At 61.7% G+C, this 17,178-nt stretch carries 18 protein-coding genes and 1 tRNA gene; 8 read left to right on the forward strand and 11 right to left on the reverse strand.

Annotated features, from left to right (window positions below; genetic code table 11):
* The first annotated feature begins 96 nt into the window (after positions 1-96).
* The 4 genes from ACPYOP_RS12080 to ACPYOP_RS12095 all read left to right on the forward strand — a co-directional run bounded on the left by ACPYOP_RS12080 (position 97) and on the right by ACPYOP_RS12095 (position 3,684).
* Positions 97-1,317: a phosphopentomutase gene (locus ACPYOP_RS12080; RefSeq protein WP_481410632.1), complete on the forward strand. Its 1,221-nt coding sequence runs from the start codon at positions 97-99 to the stop codon at positions 1,315-1,317.
* The gene (locus tag ACPYOP_RS12085; RefSeq protein WP_481410633.1) at positions 1,314-2,282 is read left to right on the forward strand and encodes an adenosine deaminase; all 969 of its coding nucleotides are present in this window, start codon (positions 1,314-1,316) and stop codon (positions 2,280-2,282) included. The genes ACPYOP_RS12080 and ACPYOP_RS12085 overlap by 4 nt, the downstream gene beginning before the upstream one ends.
* 121 nt (positions 2,283-2,403) lie before the next feature.
* On the forward strand, positions 2,404-3,033 hold the full coding sequence (gene upp / locus ACPYOP_RS12090) for a uracil phosphoribosyltransferase (RefSeq protein WP_149632695.1): 630 nt from the start codon (positions 2,404-2,406) through the stop codon (positions 3,031-3,033).
* Between the two features lie 126 nt (positions 3,034-3,159).
* Positions 3,160-3,684, forward strand: coding sequence for a TIGR02281 family clan AA aspartic protease (locus ACPYOP_RS12095; protein ID WP_481410730.1), 525 nt, complete (start codon positions 3,160-3,162; stop codon positions 3,682-3,684).
* A gap of 53 nt (positions 3,685-3,737) precedes the next feature.
* On the opposite strand, the gene deoA is transcribed toward ACPYOP_RS12095, so the two are convergent.
* From deoA to ACPYOP_RS12135, 8 genes are all read right to left on the reverse strand, one after another.
* Positions 3,738-5,045, reverse strand: a complete 1,308-nt coding sequence (deoA, locus tag ACPYOP_RS12100; RefSeq protein ID WP_481410634.1) for a thymidine phosphorylase — start codon at positions 5,043-5,045, stop codon at positions 3,738-3,740.
* Between the two features lie 3 nt (positions 5,046-5,048).
* Positions 5,049-5,822 (reverse strand): deoxyribose-phosphate aldolase, encoded by a 774-nt coding sequence (deoC, locus tag ACPYOP_RS12105; protein WP_481410635.1) that lies wholly within the window; start codon positions 5,820-5,822, stop codon positions 5,049-5,051.
* On the reverse strand, positions 5,819-6,625 hold the full coding sequence (locus tag ACPYOP_RS12110) for a purine-nucleoside phosphorylase (RefSeq protein ID WP_481410636.1): 807 nt from the start codon (positions 6,623-6,625) through the stop codon (positions 5,819-5,821). The genes deoC and ACPYOP_RS12110 overlap by 4 nt, the downstream gene beginning before the upstream one ends.
* Entirely contained in the window at positions 6,622-7,014 is a 393-nt protein-coding gene (locus ACPYOP_RS12115; protein ID WP_481410637.1) for a cytidine deaminase, read from the reverse strand. The genes ACPYOP_RS12110 and ACPYOP_RS12115 overlap by 4 nt, the downstream gene beginning before the upstream one ends.
* Positions 7,015-7,017: 3 nt before the next feature.
* Positions 7,018-7,989 carry an ABC transporter permease gene (locus ACPYOP_RS12120; RefSeq protein WP_481410638.1) on the reverse strand — a complete coding sequence of 324 codons (972 nt, stop codon included), beginning with the start codon at positions 7,987-7,989 and terminating at the stop codon, positions 7,018-7,020.
* Positions 7,990-7,999: 10 nt separating this feature from the next.
* Positions 8,000-9,103 carry an ABC transporter permease gene (locus tag ACPYOP_RS12125; protein WP_481410639.1) on the reverse strand — a complete coding sequence of 368 codons (1,104 nt, stop codon included), beginning with the start codon at positions 9,101-9,103 and terminating at the stop codon, positions 8,000-8,002.
* A 7-nt stretch (positions 9,104-9,110) separates the two neighbouring features.
* Entirely contained in the window at positions 9,111-10,622 is a 1,512-nt protein-coding gene (locus ACPYOP_RS12130) for an ABC transporter ATP-binding protein (protein ID WP_481410640.1), read from the reverse strand.
* Positions 10,623-10,702: 80 nt separating this feature from the next.
* Positions 10,703-11,698, reverse strand: a complete 996-nt coding sequence (locus tag ACPYOP_RS12135; protein WP_481410641.1) for a BMP family lipoprotein — start codon at positions 11,696-11,698, stop codon at positions 10,703-10,705.
* 59 nt (positions 11,699-11,757) lie between these two features.
* Between ACPYOP_RS12135 and ACPYOP_RS12140 the strand changes: the two genes are divergently transcribed.
* On the forward strand, positions 11,758-12,036 hold the full coding sequence (locus ACPYOP_RS12140) for a hypothetical protein (RefSeq protein ID WP_481410642.1): 279 nt from the start codon (positions 11,758-11,760) through the stop codon (positions 12,034-12,036).
* 33 nt (positions 12,037-12,069) lie between these two features.
* Here the strand turns inward: ACPYOP_RS12140 and ACPYOP_RS12145 are convergent, their stop codons facing one another.
* A complete protein-coding gene (locus ACPYOP_RS12145) occupies positions 12,070-12,387 on the reverse strand; it encodes a hypothetical protein (RefSeq protein WP_481410643.1) in 318 nt (105 codons plus the stop codon).
* Between the two features lie 232 nt (positions 12,388-12,619).
* Here ACPYOP_RS12145 and ACPYOP_RS12150 point away from each other — a divergent pair.
* Positions 12,620-12,709 (forward strand) — tRNA-Ser (locus ACPYOP_RS12150).
* Positions 12,710-12,906: 197 nt separating this feature from the next.
* Positions 12,907-13,329, forward strand: coding sequence for an NAD(+)--rifampin ADP-ribosyltransferase (gene arr, locus ACPYOP_RS12155; protein ID WP_481410644.1), 423 nt, complete (start codon positions 12,907-12,909; stop codon positions 13,327-13,329).
* 504 nt (positions 13,330-13,833) lie between these two features.
* Here arr and ACPYOP_RS12160 read toward each other — a convergent pair.
* The gene (locus ACPYOP_RS12160; protein ID WP_481410645.1) at positions 13,834-14,487 is read right to left on the reverse strand and encodes a hydrolase; all 654 of its coding nucleotides are present in this window, start codon (positions 14,485-14,487) and stop codon (positions 13,834-13,836) included.
* 153 nt (positions 14,488-14,640) lie between these two features.
* Here ACPYOP_RS12160 and ACPYOP_RS12165 point away from each other — a divergent pair, with 153 nt between their 5' ends.
* Positions 14,641-15,534 carry a LysR family transcriptional regulator gene (locus ACPYOP_RS12165; RefSeq protein WP_481410646.1) on the forward strand — a complete coding sequence of 298 codons (894 nt, stop codon included), beginning with the start codon at positions 14,641-14,643 and terminating at the stop codon, positions 15,532-15,534.
* Between the two features lie 69 nt (positions 15,535-15,603).
* Here the strand turns inward: ACPYOP_RS12165 and ACPYOP_RS12170 are convergent, their stop codons facing one another.
* Positions 15,604-17,151 carry an FAD-dependent monooxygenase gene (locus ACPYOP_RS12170; RefSeq protein WP_481410647.1) on the reverse strand — a complete coding sequence of 516 codons (1,548 nt, stop codon included), beginning with the start codon at positions 17,149-17,151 and terminating at the stop codon, positions 15,604-15,606.
* Positions 17,152-17,178: the final 27 nt, after the last annotated feature.

The following is a 17,178-nucleotide window of genomic DNA, read 5'->3' on the forward strand; positions in this document are numbered from 1 at the left end:
AGGGAAAATTGCCAACACGATGCCTCCGTTATATGGGTGACGTCCAATGTCCCGGAAGACCTCCTCCGGGGTGACGACATTCTTATCGGGTGATGTATGGCGCGCGCCTTTCTCTTCGTTCTGGATTCCTTCGGCGTCGGCGGTGCGCCGGATGCGGCAAGCTATGGTGATGAAGGCGCGGATACGCTCGGCCACATCGCCGAATTCTGCGCGGCGGGCGCTGCCGACCGCGAAGGCTTGCGCCGGGGACCGCTGCTACTGCCCAATCTGTCCAGCCTCGGCCTCTTGGAGATCGCCAAGGCGGCAACGGGCAGCTATCCGGCAGGCATGCCGCTGCCGGAAAAGCCCTATGGTCTCTATGGCTGCGCGAGCGAGGTTTCCCGCGGCAAGGACACGCCGTCCGGCCATTGGGAGATTGCCGGAACGCCCGTCATGTTCGATTGGGGTTACTTTCCGGCCGAGGGCGACGCCTTCCCGCCGGAATTGGTGAAAGCCATCTGCGAGGCGGCCGATCTGCCCGGCATTCTCGGCAATTGCCATGCCTCGGGTACGGATATCATTGCAAGGCTCGGCGGAGAACATATCCGCAGCGGCAAGCCGATCTGCTACACCTCGTCTGATTCCGTCTTCCAGATCGCCGCGCACGAGCAGCATTTCGGCCTCGATCGGCTGATTGGCCTCTGCACGATCGTACGCACGCTGCTCGACTCCTATAATATCGGCCGCGTCATTGCCCGCCCCTTCGTCGGCGAGACTGCAGCCACATTCGAGCGTACCGGCAATCGCCGCGACTTCTCCGTGCTGCCGCCGGAGCCGACGCTGCTCGATCGCCTCGTCAAGGCCGAGCGCACGGTGCATGCCGTCGGCAAGATCGGCGATATCTTCGCCCATCAAGGCATCTCCAGGGTCATCAAGGCCAATGGCAACATGGCGCTGATGGATGCGACGCTGACAGCCATGGACGAGGCCGAGGACGGTGATCTTGTCTTCACCAATTTCGTCGATTTCGACATGGTCTACGGCCATCGCCGTGACGTGCCGGGCTATGCCGCGGCACTCGAAGCCTTCGATGCGCGGCTGCCTGACGTGCACGAGAAGCTGAGGGCCGGCGATCTCGTCATTCTGACGGCCGATCATGGCTGCGACCCGACCTGGCGGGGCACCGATCACACGCGCGAGCGTGTGCCTGTCATGGCTTACGGACCGGGCATTCGTTCCCGCTCCATCGGCGTCCGCCAGACCTATGCCGATATCGGCGAGACGATCGCGCGTCATCTGGGAATTGCGGCAGGGCCGCATGGGAGGAGTTTCCTTTGACATCGCATTTGAAGAAAGTGGAGCTGCACTGCCATCTGGAAGGCGCAGCCCCGCCGGCATTGACGCTGGCACAGGCGGAAAAATACGGTGTCGATACCAGCGCTTTCCTCAGGGACGGCATCTACCTCTGGAAAGACTTTGCCGAATTCCTCGTCTGCTACGACAAGGTCTCCGAGGTCTACCGCACCGAGGAAGACTATGCGCTGCTGACGGAAACCTATCTGGAAGAGCTTGCCGAGATCGGCACGATCTATAGCGAGCTCATCGTCTCGCCCGACCACGGCGACCGCATCGGCCTCGGCGCCGATGCCTACATGGCGGGTGTCTCAGCCGGTATCCGCGCCGCGAAGGCAAAGACAGGCATCGAGGCACGGCTGATCGTGACAGGCGAACGCCACTTCGGGCCTGAGCGCGTGGTGAAGGCGGCCGAATATGCCGCCAAGAGCGACAATCCGCTGATATCAGGCTTCAACATGGCCGGTGAAGAGCGCATGGGCCGCGTCGCCGATTATGCCCGCGCCTTCGACATCGCCCGTGAGGCCGGTCTCGGCATCACCATTCATGCCGGCGAGGTCTGCGGCGCTTTTTCCGTCGCCGATGCCGTCGACCTGGTGCGCCCTCACCGTATCGGCCATGGCGTGCGCGCCATCGAGGATATGGATCTCGTCAGGCGCCTCGCCGATCTCGGCACTGTGCTCGAGGTTTGCCCCGGTTCCAACGTCGCGCTCAACGTCTTCCCGGATTTCCAGTCGCATCCGCTGCGCAAGCTGCGCGACGCCGGCGTGCGGGTGACGATCAGTTCCGACGACCCGCCCTTCTTCCACACCTCGCTGAAGCGCGAATACGAGCTGGCATCGACAGCCTTCGGCTTCAGCGACGACGAGATCAACGCGATGACGCGCACGGCGATCGAGGCGGCATTCGTGGACGAGGCGACGCGGGCGGCATTGCTGGCGAGGCTTTAAAAGCGTGGTTTAGGCCGCAGATTGGGGATGAAATCTCGCAAAGCGGCCTATTTTCTTGCACCAGAGGCGATTTCCGTGGAAGAACCATCTCATATCACGGAATTACTGGAAGGCTGAAACCATGGACGGCGTCACTGTCATCGATCACCCGCTTGTGCAGCACAAGCTCACAATCATGCGCAAGAAGGACACGTCGACGGGCAGCTTCCGCCGGCTGCTGCGCGAGATTTCAACGCTGCTCTGTTACGAAGTGACGCGCGACCTCGAACTGACGATCGAAACCATCGAGACGCCGCTGCAGCCGATGGATGCGCCGATCCTCGAAGGCAAGAAGCTGGTCTTCGCCTCGATTCTCCGCGCCGGCAACGGCCTGCTCGAAGGCATGCTCGACTTGGTGCCCTCGGCGCGCGTCTCACATATCGGCGTCTACCGCGATCACGAAACGCTGCAGCCGGTCGAATATTACTTCAAGGCGCCCGAGGATATTTCCGAACGTCTGATCATCGTCGTCGATCCGATGCTGGCGACAGGCAATTCCTCGATCGCCGCGATCGACAAGCTGAAGGAACGCGGCGCGCATAATATCCGCTTCCTCTGCCTGCTGGCGGCTCCCGAAGGCATCGCCAATTTCCGCAGCGCGCACCCGGACGTGCCGGTCTTCACCGCCGCCATCGACAGCCATCTGAACGAGAAGGGTTACATCGTGCCCGGCCTCGGCGATGCCGGCGACCGCATGTACGGCACGAAGTAAATCTGCCGCTATACCCTTTATAAGGCCCGGCTGTTACTCAACTGCCGGGCTTTTTATTGATTGCTTTAGCGTCCTTTCAGCACAGTTGGCTTATAGATGGCATGGCCCGCAGGAGGGGCCGTGCCGATGCTCGTTCGCGTTCTAATCTTTGCCGGTGTCATTGCCGTTGCGGCAACTCAGGTGCCGATGCTGGTGAATAGCTATAACGAGCATGCCAAAAAGCCGGCGCCGGTCGAAGCGGCCTCGCTTGCACCGCCGAAGACCGAGGCTCCCGTTTCCTATGGCAGCGTTCAGCTGCGCGCCAATGCGGGCGGCCATTATGAAGGTGATTTCACCATCAATGGCCGCTCCGTGCACGGGATGATCGATACCGGCGCAACCTATGTGGCGATGAACGAAAGCACCGCGCGCAGCCTTGGCTTCAGCAGCGTCGATCTCGACTATCGCTACCCGATCCAAACGGCGAACGGCACATCCAAGGTCGCCCATGTCAAACTCGACCGCCTGGAGATCGGCACGATCCGCGTTCGCGATGTCGATGCCGTGGTGGCGAAGGACGGCGCGCTGAGCACGACGCTGATCGGCATGAGCTTCATGAAGAAGCTGAACTCCTTCGGAGTCCAGAACGGCAATTTGCTGTTGAAGCAGTAGAATGGACGAGCCCCATGTGGAGCCGCCTACGACACCCGTTGCGCTGCCGTCCGTCAAATCCTGCTGATGATAACGGGCGACGCAGCGGGTGCTTTGTCGACGAGGCGATAATTGGCCGATAGATCGGCGACAGCCTTCTCCGCGCTTGCCTCGTCGGCCGCGTGAACCGTCGCGATACGGTCGCCTTTGCTCACCTTCGTGCCGAGCGGCAGAATATCGCTGAACCCGACGCGATGATCGATCTTGTCCTGCGGACGGCGGCGGCCGCCGCCGAGATCGATCACACTCATGCCGATTGCTCGCGCATCGCAAGCGCCAAGCCAGCCGTCGGCGGCGGCAAGAACGGGCTTCTGTGCCGGCGCGCTCACCAAATGGCGATCCGGGTGTTCAAGCAGATCCGCCGGGCCGCCGAGCGCATGCACCATGCGGCCGAAGATGTCGGCCGCTTGGCCCGATGCCAAAGCCTCGCGTGCCCTACCCTCCGCATCGGCAGCACTTGCGGCAATGCCGGCCTGTACCAGCATTTCGGCAGCGAAGGCCAGGACGACCGTTTCGAGCCGCGTGCCCGCTTTGTTGCCTTTCAGGAAATCCAGGCAGTTATAAAGTTCGACCACGTTGCCGGCGGCATCGGCCAGAGGCTGGTTCATGTCGGTGATCAAGGCCGAGGTCTTGACCCCGCCGCCATTCGCCACGTCCACCAGCGAGCGCGCCAGCGTCTCCGCTTCCTCTCGCGAGGTCATAAAGGCGCCGCTGCCGATCTTGACGTCGAGCACCAGCGTTTCCAACCCTGCGGCCAGCTTCTTCGATAGGATAGACGCCGTAATCAGAGGCGCGGAATCGACAGTCGCGGTGACGTCGCGCACCGCATAGAGCTTGCCGTCGGCGGGGGCGAGCGCCCCGGTCTGACCGATAATGGCGCAGCCGACCTCGTCGACCACCCTGCGGAAGCGGGCCGCGTCCGGGGTGATCCCGTAGCCGGGAATGGACTCCAGCTTGTCGAGCGTGCCGCCGGTATGGCCGAGGCCACGGCCAGAAATCATCGGCACGGCAAGACCGCAGGCAGCCGCGATCGGCGCCAGCATCAGCGAGACATTGTCGCCGACACCGCCGGTCGAATGCTTGTCGGCCACCGGCCTGCCGATGCCTTCCCAGGACAGGGTGTCGCCGGAGCGGGCCATGGCGAGCGTCAGGGCCACCGTCTCTTCCCGCGTCATGCCGCGAAACCAGACCGCCATGGCAAAGGCGCCGATCTGGCTTTCGGCAAGTTCGCCGCGCCCCAAAGCACCGATAAACGCATCGATGTCGGCGGCCGAAAGGGTGGCGCCGTTACGCTTCTGCCGGATGATTTCCTGCGGGATCATGGATCAATAGCCCGAAGATGCTGCCTTGGAGTCGCCGCCGGCCAGCACGTTCAGAATATCGTCGAGCAGGCTCGACGCACCGAAGCGGAAAGTCGACGGCATGGCCCAATCGGGCGTCATGATGGTCTCGGCAAGGCTGAGATACAGAGCCGCATCAGAGACGGAGCCGATGCCGCCTGCCGGCTTGAAGCCGACCTTGCGGCCGCTGGCGCGGATGGCGCGCAGCATGATGTCAGCGGCTTCGAGCGTCGCGTTGACGGCGACCTTGCCGGTGGACGTCTTGATGAAATCGGAGCCGGCATCGATCGCAAGTTCCGATGCGCGCCGAATGAGGGCGGTGTCTTTGATCTCGCCCGTTTCGAGAATAGTTTTCAGGAGGACCGGTCCCTTGCATTCGGCCCGAACGGCAGCGACCATGTCGGTGACGGCCTGCTCGTTGCCGGCCAGAAAGGCGCGATAGGGAATGACCAGATCGATCTCGTCGGCACCATCGGCAATGGCTTCCCGCGCCTCGGCGGCCACATCGACCACCTCCATATCGCCACCGGGGAAATTCACCACGGTCGCGATCTTCACCGCGTGATCGGTTCCGAGAATGCCGCGCGCCTGCGCGACGAAACGCGGCCAGATGCAGATGGCGGCCGTATTGCCATAGGGCGATTGCGCGCGGGCGCAGAGCGTCTCGATCTGCGCTGGCGTGCAGTCATCCCTGAGATTGGTGAGGTCGAGAAGGGAGAGCGCAACGGCTGCCGTTTCTCTGAGGGAATGGCCCGTCATTGTGGATCTCCTTCGTCAGCGATCATTTCTTTCAAAATGGCGGCGAGACGCGCGCCGCCGACCGGAGCCATGTCCTTGGTCTCCTCGTGCGAGAGCTCGCCACCGGTCATGCCAGCACCATAGTTAGTGATGACCGAGGCAGCGGCAACCCTCAGGCCGAAAAGACGCGCCAGGATGACTTCCGGCACGGTTGACATGCCGACGGCATCGGCGCCAAGGATGCGCGCCATGCGGATCTCGGCCGGCGTTTCGAAGCTCGGTCCGGAAAACCACATATAGACGCCGTGCGACAGCTTGATCTCGGCCTTTTCCGCCGCCTTGCGCATGCGCATGATAAGGTCGATGTCATAGGCGCTGGTCATGCCGACGAAGCGCCTGTCGCTCTCCTCGCCAATCAGCGGGTTCATACCGGAATAGTTGATGTGATCGGTGATCTGCATCACCGAGCCCGGCGGCATTTCCTCCCGCAGCGATCCGGCCGAATTCGTCAGGATCAGCGTATCGACGCCGAGGGCCTTCAGGGTTTCGATCGGCTCGCGCATGGCATTGGCGTCGCCCTTTTCGTAATAATGCACCCGGCCCGAGAGCATGATAACGGGGACATCACCGAGCTTGCCTGCCACCAGCGTACCGGCATGGCCCGAAACAGCGCTGACCGGAAAGCCGGGCAGATCGGCATAGGGAATGCGCAGGGCGTCTTTGACCTCATCCACCAGAGAGCCGAGGCCGGAGCCCAGGATGATGCCGTAGCGCGGCTTCAGCTCGCCGAGCTTCTCGGTGAGGATATCGACGGCGGCGTTCATCCGAGTACCTCCGTTTCGAAGCTGAAGGGCAGCATTTCGCCCATCGTCATGGTCTTCTTCACGCCGGTTTCGTCGCAAAGATAGATGCGTGTCTCCTTGCTGGCAAATTCGGCGATCTTCTGCCGGCAGCCGCCGCAGGGCGGGCAGAGCGGCAGCTTCTCCGCGATGACGGCGATCTCGACGATCTTCTTGGCACCGCCCATGATCATCTGGCCGATCGCCGTCGGTTCGGCGCACCACCCCTGGGGGAAGGACAGGTTCTCGATATTGGCGCCGGTATAGATCTTGCCATCCTCGGCGCGGATCGCCGCGCCGACCGGAAATTTCGAATAGGGAGCATGCGCGAAAGCCATCGCGCCGCGCGCGGCCTCGAACAGATCATGCGACATGGTTTAGCGCTCCTTGGTATAGGGCACGCCACCGGCCTTCGGGGGCTTGGCGACGCCGATAAAGCCTGCAAGCAGGATGCAGGTGAGGATATAGGGCAGCGCCTGAAAAATCTGCACCGGCACCTCGCCGATGCCCGGAACCGCCTTGCCCTGCATGAAATTGGCGAAGGCATCGAGAAAGCCGAACAACAGGCAGGTGAACATGACCGGCACCGGCTTCCATTTGGCGAAGATCAGCGCGGCGAGCGCGATATAGCCCTTGCCCGCCGACATGTTGTTGATGAAGGCCGCCGACTGGGCGATGGCGAGATAGGTGCCCGAGAAGCCGCAGAGAATGCCGGCTACGATCAGCGAGCGATAGCGCAGCCATTCGACCGAGATGCCGGCGGTATCGACGGCGCCGGGATTTTCACCGACGGCGCGCAGCCGCAGGCCGAAGCGGGTGCGATAGAGGATCCACCAGGAAATCGGCACCGCAAGGAAGGCGAGATAGGTCAGGATGTTGTTGCCGGAGATGACATTGGCATAAAGCGGCCCGATGAACGGCACACCGCGGATGGCATCGACACCCGGCAAGGTGATGCCGGAAAAGCGGGCCGTGCCGGGCAAGGTCGGCGTGCGGCCGCCCTGCCCGAACCAGGCCTGACCGAGAACGATGGTCAAGCCCGCGGTCAGGAAGTTGATCGCGACGCCCGAGACGATCTGGTTGCCACGGTTGGTGATCGATGCGAAACCGTGCAGCAGACCGAAGATCACCGAGATGACGATACCGGCGCCGAGACCGGCCCAGGGCGAGCCGCTGATCGAGGCGACGCAGGCGGCCGCGAAGGCGGAGGCCAGCATCTTGCCTTCGAGACCGATGTCGAAGATGCCGGCGCGCTCGGAAAAGAGGCCGGCAAGCGCGGTGAAGATCAGCGGGATCGACAGGCGGATGGTCGAGCCGAGAATGCTGATGAGAAGATCGTAATATTCCATGGTCTGATCCTCACGCCCTGGCGAATGTCTGGTAGATGCGCACGAGTGCCGGCCGGAACATGTATTCAAGCGCGCCGGCAAACAGGATGACGAGACCCTGGATCACCACGATCATGTCGCGCGTGATGTTCGGCATATCGAAGGACAGCGCATCGCCGCCCTGATAGAGAATACCGAACAGGATCGCAGCCAGGATGATGCCGAGCGGATGGTTGCGTCCCATCAGCGACACGGCGATGCCGACGAAGCCCGCGCCGAGCACGAACTCCACCTGCAGGCGCGCCGACGCGCCCATGACGGGATTGAGCGCCATCATGCCGGCAAGGCCACCCGAAATCAGCATGGCGATGATGACCGTGCGGGCATAGGGAATGCCGGCATAAACCGCGGCCGTCGGGCTCAAGCCCAGCGTGCGCATCTCATAGCCGAGCTTGGTGCGCCAGACGAGCACCCAGACGAGGAAGCACATGACCAGCGCGATCAGGAAGGACACGTTGAGCGGAGCGGCACCGATGGTCGAGCCGAAAACGCCCATCAGCCAATCGAGCTTGGGCAGCTGACCGCCCGCCAGGAAGGTGCGGGTTTCAGGCGCCATCTTGCCCGGCACGATCAGCACATGCACCAGCAGGAAGTTCATCATCGCCGATGCGATGAAATTGAACATGATCGTCGTGATGACGACGTGGCTGCCGCGCTTGGCCTGCAGCCAGGCCGGGATGAGGGCCCAGAGCGCGCCGAAGATCGCCGCACCGATGACCGCGAACGGCATGGTCACATACCAGGGCACGTATTTATCGAGCGCCAGCGCCACGAGGGCACAACCGAGACCGCCGACATAGGCCTGGCCTTCCGAGCCGATGTTGAACAGGCCGGCATGGATGGCAACGGCAACCGAAAGGCCGGTGAAGATGAAACTCGTGGCGTAATAGAGGGTGAAGCCGATGCCTTCGCCACTGCCGAGAGCACCCTGCAGGAGCAGGACGAGCGCATCGAGCGGGCTCTCGCCGATGAACCAGACCACAAGGCCCGATATCAGGAAGGCAACGACCAGGTTGAGAACTGGGATCAAGCCATAGTTGATCCAATTGGGGAGCGGAACGGAAGCCGTGCTCATATACGCCTCACGCGGCAATGCCGGCCATCATCAGGCCGAGCGTTTGTTCACCGGCTTCAGCCGACTTCTCACCGACGATATGGCCGGCGAACATGACGAGGATACGGTCCGAAAGCGCACGGATCTCATCCAGCTCCACCGAAACCAGCAGGATCGCCTTGCCGGCATCGCGCATTTCGATGATGCGGCGATGGATGAATTCGATGGCGCCGATATCGACGCCGCGCGTCGGCTGGCCGATCAGCAGAGCCTTCGGATCGCGCTCGATCTCGCGGGCGACGACGATCTTCTGCTGGTTGCCGCCGGAGAAATTGGCGGTCTTCAGCCGCGCATTCGGTGGACGAATATCGTATTTCTCGATCTTCTCGATGGCATCCTTGTGCATGGCATCGAGGTCGAGCATGCCGCCGCGCCCATATTTGACGTCGCGGTGATAGCCGAGCATGGAATTCTCATATTCCTCGAACTTGAGGACGAGGCCCATGTGATGACGATCCTCGGGAATATGGGCAAGGCCGAGGTCGCGAAGGGCAGCCGGATCGGCCGTGCCGATCGGCTTGCCATGGAGGTAGATCTCGCCCGAGGCAGGCTTGCGGATGCCGGCGATCGCCTCCAGCAATTCCGACTGGCCGTTGCCGGCGACGCCGGCAATGCCGACGATCTCGCCGGCGCGAACGTCGAAGGAGACGTTGTCGACCATGGTAACGCCGCGGCCGTCCTTGACGGTGAGGTTGCGCACCGACAGCAGCACTTCGCCGGGATTGGGCGCCCCCTTTTCGACGCGCAGCAGCACGCGGCGGCCGACCATCAATTCGGCCAGTTCCTCGACGGTGGTTTCCGCCGTCTTGCGGGTGGCGACCATCTCGCCGCGGCGCATGACGGACACCGTATCGGTGATCGCCATGATTTCGCGCAGCTTATGGGTGATAAGGATGATCGTCTTGCCCTGGTCGCGCAGCACGCGAAGAATGCGGAACAGATTGTCGGCCTCGGCCGGCGTCAGAACGCCGGTGGGCTCATCGAGGATGAGGATCTCGGCGCCGCGATACATCGCCTTCAGGATCTCGACGCGCTGCTGCTGGCCGACGGGCAGCTCTTCGATCAGCGCATCCGGATCGACCTCCAGGCCATAGTCTTTCTCCAGACGGTCGAGCTCGGCGCGGGTGGCGGCGACGCCCTTGGCGAGCAGCGCTCCGCCTTCGGCGCCCAGCATGACGTTTTCGAGGACGGTGAAATTATCGACCAGCATGAAGTGCTGGTGCACCATGCCGATACCGGCCGATATCGCCGTCTGGCTGTCGCGGATCGAGATCGGCGTGCCGTTGACGCGGATCTCGCCGGCGTCGGCGTGATAAAAACCATAGATGATCGACATCAGCGTCGATTTCCCTGCTCCGTTTTCGCCGATGATCCCATGGATCGAGCCTTTGGCGACGGTCAGGTTGATATCTTTGTTGGCGTGAACGGCACCGAACTTTTTGTCGATGCCCACGAGTTCGATGGCAGGTGATTGGCTCACTATAGGGGGCTCCAGAAACCGGATTCCGGATAAGAAAAGGGCGTATGACGGTTTGCTACGTCATACGCCCTTGTTTCATATCAGCTCTTCGGGCAGGCGTTGTCGGTCGTGTAGTCGTGGACCTTGATGGTACCACCGACGATACCGGCACGAGCCTTATCGATGGCAGCCTGCATTTCCGGAGTGACGAGCGGCTTGTTGTTGTCGTCGAGGGCAACGGTGACGCCCTCTTCCTTCAGGCCGAGCTCCTGCGTGCCGGGCGTGAACTTGCCGTTCTTGGCGTCGCTGAAGGCATTGTAGACCGCGAGGTCGACGCGCTTGACGACGGAGGTCAGAACGGAACCCGGATGCAGGTAGTTCTGGTTGCTGTCGACGCCGATCGACAGCTTCTTGTTGTCGGCAGCCGTCTGCAGCACGCCGAGGCCGGTCGCACCGGCAGCAGCGTAAACGACGTCAGCGCCTTGGTCGATCTGGTTCTTGGTGAGCTCGCCGCCGCGAACCGGGTCGTTCCAGGCCGCGCCCGTGGTGCCGGTCATGTTCTGGAAGACTTCGATCTTTGCGTTGGTGGCGCGCGCGCCCAGTTCATAGCCGCATTCGAACTTGCGGATCAGCGGGATATCCATGCCGCCGACGAAACCGACCTTGCCGGTCTTCGAAGCCATGGCGGCCATGACGCCAGCGAGATAGGAGCCCTCATTTTCCTTGAACTTGACCGAGCGGACGTTCGGCAGGTCGAGGCTGTCGTCGATCAGGACGAATTGGGTCTTCGGATATTCGGCGGCGACCTTCTGGAGCGCGGAGGTCCAGGCGAAGGAGACAGCGATGACCGGGTTGAAGCCCTTGCTGGCAAAGTTGCGCAGCGCCTGTTCGCCCTGGGTGTCGCCCGTCGGCTCGAAGTCGCGATAAGCGATACTGGTTTCCTTCTTGAACTTTTCGGCGCCGTTATAGGCGGCCTCGTTGAAGGACTTGTCGAACTTGCCGCCGGTTCCATAGACGATTGCCGGCTTGATATCGGCCGCAAGCGCCGTTGCCGACATGGCGGCCAGGGCGAAAAGCGTCAAAAGGGATTTTTTCATGAGTTGCAGCCCTATTGTTTCTATCTTGTTGGGTCCTCCCGCAAGCCCGTTGACCGGGCATGTCTGCGGAACTGCCGGCCTCCCCCGAGGCCAAGCTGGCGCGCATCCTTGCATGGCTGCACGAAAAATTCACGAGAAATTTTTCAGTTGGTAAAGATTTGTGGGAATTGCTGAAAACCCATTCTGGCGAGCTGTTTTTTAAACAATTTCGGCCTGAAACTGCAATTTTATTGGTCAGAAGAACAGCTGATCGGCGCTGCGCAATCGCGAGCTCTACCATTCGTGACGACGCTATGGGCCGGCTGCCAAACACCCTCCGACAATGTCGAATTCCCTGAATGGCACAGGCCCAAGATCGCCCTGCGATCCCCTCATGCGCTGAAGCGTCCGGCTGCCGGCCGGCGCTTGTAGGCGACCATCCACAGCAGCAGCGAGAGAACCAGGAAGACGGCGAAAGCGGGCTGAAACAGCAGCCACTGCATCGCCATGTCGTAGAAGCGGGGATGGACGTAATAGGCGATTACCGAGCGGACCCTTGCCAGCGACGAAGGGCTGACGTCGTTCCACGCATCGCCCATCGGGGTCAGCACCACGGCAGAAGCGGCAACGGATTGAATGGAATCGATGGTGCCGGCGATGACCGCCACCACCAGTGCGACAAGGCTGGCAAAACGCAATAGGAAACGCATGAACCCCTCCGGATACTCAACTCCGCCCAGCCTTTTCGGGCCAGCCGGTCTTACGCCGCCTCATCTTCTCTTTAGATAATTTGCGCGCGGAATAAGCGCAATGGGGACGAGACGCAGAGTTTTTTGTCCAGAAGTCAAAAAACTGTCAGATTCGGGTTGATCCTAGAAAATTCATCGGTATATATCGCGCCGTTCCCACAATAGCTCCTTTATCGGATGCGAAAGTGCAGATGGACAGGTGGCCGAGTGGTTTAAGGCGCACGCCTGGAACGCGTGTGTGCGTGAAAGCGTACCGTGGGTTCGAATCCCACCTTGTCCGCCATTCACCGCGATTTCCCTTTATAGCGCGATATTGCCGCCGAACACCGCATCACCAAGCGGCGCTGAAAACCGATGATTCTACCGCTGCGACCTGACATGACTTGAAGATCAGCAACGGTCGTAAGCGACCTCATCGCGGACGTTGGCACCGCTTAGCTCACCGACTACAAGCAGACTCACAATATAAGGACGGTGACGATGGCAGAAGTGCTGGACGAGGGACCGTTCTTTCATGGCACAATCGCGGATTTGCGCGTGGGTGATTTCCTCACCGCAGGATACCGGTCGAACTATCGTCCTGAAGTGGTGATGAACCACATCTACTTCACTGCCATTATGGACGGTGCCGGGCTTGCCGCTGAAATCGCGGCTGAACTCACCGAAGGCGGCGCAGTCCCGCGTGTTTATGTGGTAGAGCCGACCGGGACATTCGAGAACGACCCAAACGTGACCGACAAGAAATTTCCCGGCAATCCCACTCGGTCGTATCGCAGCAGCGCGCCGCTCAAGGTCATTGGCGAAATCACGCATTGGACCAGATTGACGCCCGAAGCACTACAGGTGTGGAGAGAACGACTGACGGCACTGCGCTCAGACGAACGAGGCGAAATCATCAACTAATGCGAGGCGACACGCATCTCGTGCTCATGACGCGATCGAATCGCCAAAAGGAGACGATCAGCTTTCCTCCCCATTGTAGCCATTCGCTCTTGCCTTAATTTTGTGGGGCTATGGCGTAGACGTAGCTCTCCATTTCGTCGGCTTTGGCCCGCTATATCGGCCTTTGTCCATACTGAAGAGATAGGTAACAGAACGTACCTAGGACATGGGTGACAACCTTGTGCCGAACGGTTGTCGATGGTTTTGCAAGGTCCTTTGTTCGAGATCGATCACTACTTGCGGTTCATCTGCTGAGCCGCGGATGACGACGACTAGGCCGGGCTGCTAGTGAATGGCCTGCGATAGGTCAACGCCCGGGAATGGCTGGAAAGTGGTCGTCGATCGCGCTGGCCGCCCTGCGTTCAGGCATAGGCAGCCGGCATGTCGGACGGGGACGGCGCAACTCGATGAACGATCATTCCGTTCGCAATAAATCGTCTTAAGCGCGCGTCATCCCCGCCAAGATCAGCCCGCCACCTTCGGCACCGGCGTGTTGAGCAACTGCTGTTCCCACAGATATGCGATGCCGCTGCCGGCGACATGGTGCTTGAGCACGTCCGTCAGCTCGGCGGCATGCTCGGTGCGGGCCCAGTCACGCTGCCATTCGGAAGCCAGCGCCAGCCAGGTCATCATATTCGCGCCGGCTGCGATCATCCGCTGGATGGCGACCTCATGGGCCTCGACCGAAGTCCCTCCCGAAGCGTCGGTGATAACAGTCACGTCCCAGCCTTCGCCGAGAGCCTGGATCGTCGGCATCGCGACGCATACCTCGGTCCAAAGGCCGGCGATGATCAGCTGCTTGCGGCCCGTCGCCTTGACCGCGTCCACGACCTTCCGATCCTCCCAGGTGTTGATGAACGTCCGGTCGATCACCTCTTGTCCAGGAAACACATCGGTGATCTGGGGAAAGAGCAGCCCGCCCCGGTCGGCAATCACGCTGGTCAGGATGGTGGGGACGCCGAAGGCCTTGGCCACCTTCGCCAGCGCCGTCGTATTGTTCACCACCATGTGTGGATCGTGGCTGTTCAGGTTCGCAAGCTGGTAAGGCTGGTGATCGATGAGAACAAGTACCGAGTCTTCAGGACGAAGAAGCGAAGCAAGGCCGTTACGAAAGGTCATTATCACATCCTTTGCTGCCGCATATGAGCGGCATTGGTTTTGCGGGAGACATGCGCCAGGGGCGACGTTGCCTGGAACGAGTATTGCCGTTCCTGTTCGAGATGCGGTAGCACCCTTCTAAGGCAAGCTGTGTCGCGGAAAGGGGAACGCCAAATGGACATCGAAGAGCTGCGGACATTTGTGGAAGTGGCCGATGCCGGGGGAGTTTCGCCTGCCGCGCTGCGGCTCGGCGTCTCCAAGTCAATCGTCAGCCGGCGGCTCGCCCGGCTTGAGGCGGAACTTGGTGTCCAGCTTCTTGCCCGGACCACCCGGGGCGCTGCCCTCACGGAAGCCGGGGCCACTTTCCGGGATTATGCAGCCAGAGTCTGCGCCGAGATCGACATGGCCAGGGAAACAATCCTACCTGCCGGCGAGCTTCGCGGCCGCTTGCGCGTCGCCGTGCCGCTTTCTTTCGGCCCAACTCACTTCGCTCCCATCCTTGCGGAAATGGCGCGGCGCCACCCCCAGCTCCAAATCCACACGTGCTACAGCGATCGCTTCGTCGATCTCATCACGGAGGGGTATGATTGTGCGATACGGGTTGGCTATCTTCAGGACTCCAACTTGATCGCAAGACGCGTCGGACCAATCCATGGGAAGCTTGTTGCGAGCCCGGACTACATCAAGGCGCATGGGTCACCCGAAACGCCGGAGGAACTCGTCGCGCACGAGGCTCTCATGCAAGGCACCGAAAGCTGGCAGCTCATGGATGGCGACAAGATCATCACGGTTCGTCCGCAGGGACGCTTCAAGGCAGACAATGGCATAGCTTTGGTTGCCGCCGCGACTGCGGGATTAGGGATCGCGTACCTGCCCGATTGCCTAACCCATGAACATATAGCTTCCGGTGCGCTCATGCCGGTCATGACGCGTCATCCACCACCTCCGGCCGGTGCATATGTCATCCGCCCGCCAGGTCAGCATCCCGCACGGAAGATACGGGTCCTCACCGAATTGCTGATCGAGTATTGCGAACCGGCTCCGCACCTTGCGGGTGTCGATCGCTAAACGCTGCGCTCAGCGGAGGCCGCAAGCCCGCACAGTCTCGTTTTAAGCTTCAATCGGACGCCATCCGTCTCAGGCAGGACCGCGAGCCTTATTGGGTTCGCCGAACCATTGCGACGCTGCCCGAGCAGCATCTCCGATGTTGAAAGCAGCTCCGCCGGCCCAGGCGACGATGCCATCGGGCCTTATAAGCAGAGCACTCAAGCCCAGCTGATCCTTGGCTTTGCCGGCGACATAGGCGATGCAGCCGCCCCAGCGGCTTGCAAGCGCTGCAAGCGGTGCGCCGGCATCTAAGTCCAGCAGCAGGCCTCTGCCCGTTCTCAGGAGATCGCCGAGCCTCCTGCCGTCGGCCAATTCGAAATCAGGAGCGCTGCGGCCGACGAGCGGGTTGATGTCGCCAAGATCATAGCGGAGGGAAACGCCCCAGACGCGCTCGGCGAAATAGGTCGCGCCATCACGCGTATCGATCAGATCGCGGATGATCGCTTCGAGCGCACGTGAGCTCGGGCTTGGCCGCATAAGCCCGACCTGCGCGCGCGACCAGTCGAGGACCTGCGCCCCGACCGGGTGGCGTTCGAGCGAATAGCTGTCGAGCAGGCCATCCGGCGCTTCGCCTCGGATGGTCGCGGCAAGCTTCCATCCAAGGTTCATCGCATCGCCGAGCCCGAGGTTGAGGCCTTGGCCGCCCAAGGGGGAATGGATGTGCGCCGCGTCGCCGGCCAGCAGGACGCGCCCTTTGCGGTAGGTGGTCGCCTGGTAGGCCCGATCCGTCCAGGTGGTGGCAAGCTTCAGCGCCGTCACGGTGACGTCGGTGCCGGAGATGCGGCGCAGCACGGCCTGCACATGGTCAAGCGTAATCGGCTGGGTGCGGTTGAAAGCACCTCCGTCGAAGTCGGCCATCGTGATGGTCCCGGGCGGCGCATAGGTGTACATGCCCGTCGCCGTGTAATGGCGGCCGGGACGGAGCTTGTCCGGGTCCGCCATCTCGATTTCGGCGGAATAGCCGGTGAATTCGGGATCGGTGCCGACGTACCCGAAGCCGCCAACCTTGCGAACAGTGCTGCGGCCGCCATCGCAGCCGACGAGCCAGGATCCGCGAAAAGTTTCATCCCCCGCGCGGACAACGATGCCCTCCTCCGACTCCTCGAAGTCCTCGACGGCCAGGCCGCGCCTGATCTCGACGCCCATGGCGCCTGCTCGCGTCGCTAGGACGGCTTCGAGAGCCTCCATCTCGACCATCATGCTGGTGCCGGCCGGACTTGGCAGACGATAGGGCCACTTCGAAGCGTCGATATTATCGTAAAAGAACTGGATGCCGGCGAAATGACCGCCCGGCCGGCGCGGCTGCCGCATCCAGTGCGCTGCGGATGAAGCGCCGCCACCGCCCGATCCATCCTTGGCGGGTTGCGGTGCCGCGATTTCGTTCAGCAGGCCGCGACGATAAAATGCGTCGATGGTGGGCGCCGAAAGGCCGCGCATGCCGAACGGAAGGCGCTTCAAGGGCGAGCGCGGGTCTTCGGCTTGCTCCAGTACCAGAACCGAGAGATTTGCGAGGCGCAGCTCACAGGCCAGAAACAAGCCGACAGGTCCGCCTCCGGCGATCAGGACATCATATTTCAAGGCAGAATTCCTCAAGCGAGAGCGCTT

It is taken from the genome of Rhizobium sp. KNZ2-6A, assembly GCF_056755475.1.